The organism is uncultured Mucilaginibacter sp. (genome assembly GCF_903913935.1).
Taxonomy (GTDB): Bacteria; Bacteroidota; Bacteroidia; order Sphingobacteriales; family Sphingobacteriaceae; genus Mucilaginibacter.
Map to the genome: position 1 here is coordinate 1 of NZ_CAIWNH010000258.1, position 5,647 is coordinate 5,647.

Genomic DNA, 5,647 nt, shown 5'->3' on the forward strand with positions numbered 1-5,647 from the left:
GCCATCAGCTTTGCTATCTCCGACGGGCAATTACCGTCTAATAACAAAGCAGGTTATGTGATCCGCCGTATTTTGCGCAGAGCGGTGCGTTATTCATATCAGTATTTAGGGTTTAAAGAACCATTTTTGAACCAGTTAGTGCCATTACTGGCCGAACAGTTTAAGGGGGTGTTTGAGGAGTTGTATAAGCAAAAGGATTTCGTGCAAAAGGTGGTATTGGAGGAGGAGACCTCGTTTTTGAGAACTTTGGGAAATGGGATAAATAGGTTTAATGGTCAAATAAAATTGCTAAACAGTTTAGAGACTGGTCAAAAACATGGTGCTTATCAAGAGTTTATACCAAAGAGAATCAGCGGTGATTTTGTATTCGAACTTTCAGATACATATGGTTTTCCAGTTGATTTGACAGAATTAATGGGACGAGAACAAGGGTTTAGTGTCGATTTGGAAGGTTTCGAAACAGCCCTCGAAGCGCAAAAAAACCGTTCCCGCGCCGCCACCGCCATTGATACCGGCGATTGGGTGGTTTTAAAAGATGACGATACCGTTGAGTTTACCGGCTATGATGAATTGGAAACCATCGCCCATGTGGTAAAATACCGCAAGGTAACCGCAAAAGGGAAGGAGCAATACCAGATCGTACTGGATAAAACTCCATTTTATGCTGAAAGCGGCGGCCAGGTCGGCGATAAAGGCGAACTGGTTTTCCCGGACGGGCAGGTGATTGAAGTAACCGATACCAAAAAAGAGAACGGCCTGATTGTTCACTTTACAGACAGTTTGCCGGATATAGCCGATGACGCGCTTACCGCCATTGTTAACCCAACCCTGCGTACCAGCACCGAAAATAACCACAGCGCCACGCACCTGCTGCATGCAGCTATGAAACAGGTTTTGGGTACCCACGTAAACCAGAAAGGTTCATTGGTAAACGCTGATTACCTGCGGTTCGACTTTTCGCATTTTGCCAAAGTAACTGATGATGAGCTGGCACAGATAGAAGCCATCGTTAACGAAAAGATCCGCGAAAATATTTTCCTGAAAGAAGAGCGCATGGTCGCTTACCAGGAAGCTATCAGCAGCGGGGTAACCGCCTTGTTTGGCGAGAAATATGGCGAATACGTTCGCGTGATCACTTTCGATGATGAGTTCAGTAAGGAGCTTTGCGGCGGTACGCATGTAAAAGCTACCGGGCAAATCGGTTTCTTTAAGATCATAGCCGAAAGCGCCGTAGCTGCCGGGGTGCGCCGGATTGAGGCCATTACCGGTATAGCTGCCGAAAACTTCATCAATGCCCAGGTCAAACTGGTGCACCAGCTAAGGGAATTGCTGAAAAACCCGAAAGATCTTTCCAAAAGCGTTGAGAGTTTGCTTGAAGAAAACAACAAGCTGAAAAAAGAGATCGAAAAATCCATCCTTGAAAAATCATCCGGCTTAAAAAATGAGCTGGCGGAAAAGGCTGAAGCAATAAACGGAATCAATTTCATCGCCCAAAAAGTACAACTGCCCAATGCTGATGCCATTAAAAACCTGGCTTACCAGCTAAAAGATATTGTTTCCGACCTGTTCCTGGTGCTGGCTGCAGATATCGAGGGTAAACCATCGCTAACCGTAATGATTGCTGAAAACCTGGTAAAAGAAAAGGGCTTGAATGCAGGCACGATTGTTCGCGAATTGGCCAAAGACATCAAAGGCGGTGGCGGTGGCCAGCCGTTCTTTGCCACAGCCGGTGGGAGTGATATAACTGGATTAGATAAAGCACTGGAAAAAGCGAAGACATTTGTTACGAAGTAGCCGCCCATCCGTCATGCTGAATTTATTTCGGCATCCCAGTGACAGGTCGCCCTTAGGCAGGTAACCAACAGGACAGGTGGTGAACATGGCGGTTACTTAGCATATGAGATGCCGAAATAAATTCGGCAAGACTTTTTTATTATGTCAAGCCCCACACTCCTATGTGAATAAAATATACCAAATTAATAAGTAATAACTTTATATTTGGCCTGCTAAAATGGCTATTATATCAGCCTGATATTATTTATGACAAATATTGCAGACGGGATAAGTGACAAATACGAACTGGTTGTAGGGTTAGAGGTACACGTGCAGTTATCCACTTTAAGTAAATCCTTTTCCTCAGATTCGGCAGCATTTGGCGGCGGCCCCAATGAACATATCAGCCCGGTTTCTCTGGGTCACCCCGGCACTTTGCCGCGCATCAACAAAAAAATGGTTGAATACGCGGTTAAAATGGGATTGGCCTGTAATTGCACAATCAATTTAAATAACACCTTCGCGCGTAAAAATTATTTTTATGCTGATTTGCCTAAGGGCTACCAGATCACCCAGGACCATTTCCCGGTTTGTATCGGCGGTTTTGTGCCGGTTCGTCTGACAGGCGGTATAACAAAAAATGTCGCCATCCACCACATCCATATGGAAGAGGACGCCGGCAAGAGTATGCACGACCAGCTTCATGAGGATTCGATGATCGATTTGAACAGGGCAGGGGTGCCGCTGATTGAGATTGTAAGCCAGCCTGATATGCGCAGCGCCGAAGAAGCAGGCCAGTTTTTAACTGAATTGCGCAAGCTGGTTCGTTACCTCGATATCTGCGACGGGAATATGGAAGAAGGCAGCATGCGCTGCGATGCCAATATTTCGGTGCGCTTGAAAGGGGAAACCACCTACAATAACCGCTGCGAGGTGAAAAACCTTAACTCCATCCGCAATGTGCAGCGCGCTATTGAGCATGAGTTTGAACGCCAGGTAAATCTGGTTGAAAATGGTGATTATATCGACCAAAATACACTGAACTTTAATGCGGATACCGGCGAAACTTCGGTTTTGCGGTCGAAGGAAATGGCGAATGATTATCGTTATTTCCCGGAACCCGACCTTACGCCACTGGTTTTAACGCATGAATACCTGGATAACATACGCTCAGGTATGCCGGCACTGCCTAACGAGTTATATAATAAATACATTGCTCAATTAGGCCTTTCGGATTATGATGCCGGAGTAATTACTGCCGACAAGGATTTTGCCTTATATTTTGAAGATCTGGTAAAATGTACCGATAACTATAAGGCCGCCGTTAACTGGTTAATGGGCCCGGTTAAATCCTATATCAACGAATCCGGTAAATCAATGGCCGATTTTGTGATCAGCCCTCAGGCACTGGCTGAAATGATCAAGCTGATCGACTCAGGCAAAATCAATTACTCGCTGGCCACTCAAAAGCTTTTCCCTGCTATGCTTAAAAACGGTGGAAAAACGCCCGAACAGCTTGCCTTGGAGTTGAATTTATTGATCAGCCAGGATAAAACCGATGTAAGTGAGTTTATTAAAGCAGCACTTGCCAAATACCCGGATAAGGTAATTGAATATCAAAACGGTAAAAAAGGTGTTTTAGGCTTATTTATGGGCGAGATCATGAAAATCTCAAAAGGTAAGATAGACCCGCAGGCAACTAATAAATTGCTGATAAAAGAACTCGAATCGAGGTAAATTATAGTCCGAAAGTCAGAAAAGTCCCCGAAAGTCCGAAAGATATTGCAGAATTGTATTAAAATACCAACTTTGCATCAGATCAACAAACCTGTTGTAGCCAAGAAAAAAATGAAGAAGCATATTTTATATTACGCAGTTATTTTATCAGCGTTGACCTTGTTTTCGTGTAACAAGAATTCATTTACTATTTCCGGTACGATAAATAACCCGGGAAGCTTAAAAAAGATCGTTTTGATCCAGCAGGATGTAAACGGCATTTCTGTAGTTGACTCGGCCAACCTGAGTGAGAACGGAAAGTTTGAATTTAAGCATAGCACTCCTTATCCTAATATTTACGGGTTACGTGTAGGCGGTAACTTGTTTGAGTTTATTGCCAAAAACGGCGAATCCATTGATTTCAGCACCAGTATCACTGATAATACCCATTCATACACAATTTCGGGCTCTGATGAATCGGAAAAACTGAAGGATTTTAATCAGATCAATAACCTGTATGTTGACCGGACGAATAAGATAGTAGGGGAGTATCAAAATAAATTAGGAGATCTCGGCAGCAAAAACCACGATTCGGTATCCAGAGCGAGAGTGCAGGATTCTTTAATGAATGTATACAAACCCACGTTTATGAAGGTATTTAATGAAGGCAGCGTAGCTATCCTTAAATTTGTGAATGAAAATAAAAAGTCTCTTGCTGGTTTCTATGCCGCTACTTCTTTGGATTCTATTAAATACGAATCGCAGTTGATAGCCTATGCCGACACGATAAAAAATGCCGATTTTAAAGCTAACCCTGCTGTACAGCGGTTTATAAAAGATAAAATGGCTGCAAAGCCGGTTTCAGTTGGTCAAAAGGCGCCTGATTTTACTGTTGGAGGTGTTGATGGCAAGCCCGTAAAATTATCTGATTATAAAGGCAAATATGTAATGCTCGACTTTTGGGCGTCATGGTGCGGGCCCTGCAGGCGCGAAAACCCAAATGTGGTTAAACAATATGCAATTTTTAAACCACTTGGATTAAACATCCTGGGTATCTCGCTGGATACCGACAAAGGCGCATGGCTACAGGCAATAGCTAATGATAAGTTATCATGGCAGCACGGATCCGACCTGAAAAACTTTGAGGGCCCGACTGAGCAACTGTACCATATTTATCAGATCCCTTCAAATTTCATCATTGATCCTCAGGGATTTATCGTTGCAAAAAACATTACCGGCGCCGACCTTGAAGAATTTTTAAACAAAACGTTTCATAAGCCTCAATAAATCGTTAAAATAAAGTAACATTTAACAATTTCTTAATATTAACTTTACCATATTGTTCTTTTTTGCGCATACTTTTACGCAAAAAATCAACCCTCATGAGTAACGCAACGAAACAAAAGATCCTTATTGTTGATGATGAACCGGATATCCTGGAGCTCATTGAGTATAATTTAAAGAAAGAAGGCTACCAGGTATTTTTAGCCCGTAACGGGCAGGAAGCAGTTGCCGAAGCAAAGCGTTCCCTTCCGGACCTTATCGTGCTTGACATTATGATGCCTAAAATGGATGGTATTGAAGCTTGCCGTATTATGCGCACCATGCCTGAGTTTAAGAATACCTTTATGGTTTTTTTAACCGCTCGCAGCGAGGAATATTCAGAAATTGCCGGTTTTAATGTGGGTGCTGATGATTATATCGCCAAGCCTATAAAGCCACGTGCACTGGTTAGCCGCATTAATGCCATACTGCGCCGCAATGCCCCTGCTGAAGATGTTACCGAAAACAAACTGGAGATTGGCGACCTGGTGATTGACAGGGAGGCCTACCTTGTATATAAACGCGGTGTTAAAATAGTTTTAGCTAAAAAAGAATTTGAACTCCTTTACCTGCTGGCCTCAAAACCGGGCAAAGTTTACACCCGCGAGGTAATATTAAAAAATATTTGGGAAGACTCTGTTGTAGTTACTAACCGTACTATCGACGTGCATATCCGTAAACTTCGTGAAAAACTTGGTGACGATGTAGTAGCTACCGTAAAAGGGGTTGGGTATAAATTCGACGGATAGTTTAGAAAGGTATTTATGATGCAGGCGGCCAGGTTAATACCTTGCCGCCTTTTTTTATGTGTTGTAATGTAGGCTGGACTTAGTGA

4 protein-coding genes are annotated in these 5,647 nt (G+C 43.2%); all 4 read left to right on the plus strand.

Features of this window, described 5'->3' with window-relative positions:
* Positions 1–1,794, plus strand: a 1,794-nt coding sequence (gene alaS, locus QZY09_RS10060; protein ID WP_295671949.1) for an alanine--tRNA ligase, incomplete at its 5' end; no start/stop codon positions are given.
* A 246-nt stretch (positions 1,795–2,040) separates the two neighbouring features.
* A complete protein-coding gene (gene gatB / locus QZY09_RS10065; protein ID WP_295671952.1) occupies positions 2,041–3,510 on the plus strand; it encodes an Asp-tRNA(Asn)/Glu-tRNA(Gln) amidotransferase subunit GatB in 1,470 nt (489 codons plus the stop codon).
* A 111-nt stretch (positions 3,511–3,621) separates the two neighbouring features.
* A complete protein-coding gene (locus tag QZY09_RS10070) occupies positions 3,622–4,776 on the plus strand; it encodes a redoxin domain-containing protein (protein ID WP_295671955.1) in 1,155 nt (384 codons plus the stop codon).
* Between the two features lie 95 nt (positions 4,777–4,871).
* Complete coding sequence (locus QZY09_RS10075) at positions 4,872–5,561, plus strand: response regulator transcription factor (protein ID WP_096352407.1); 690 nt, start codon at positions 4,872–4,874, stop codon at positions 5,559–5,561.
* Positions 5,562–5,647: the final 86 nt, after the last annotated feature.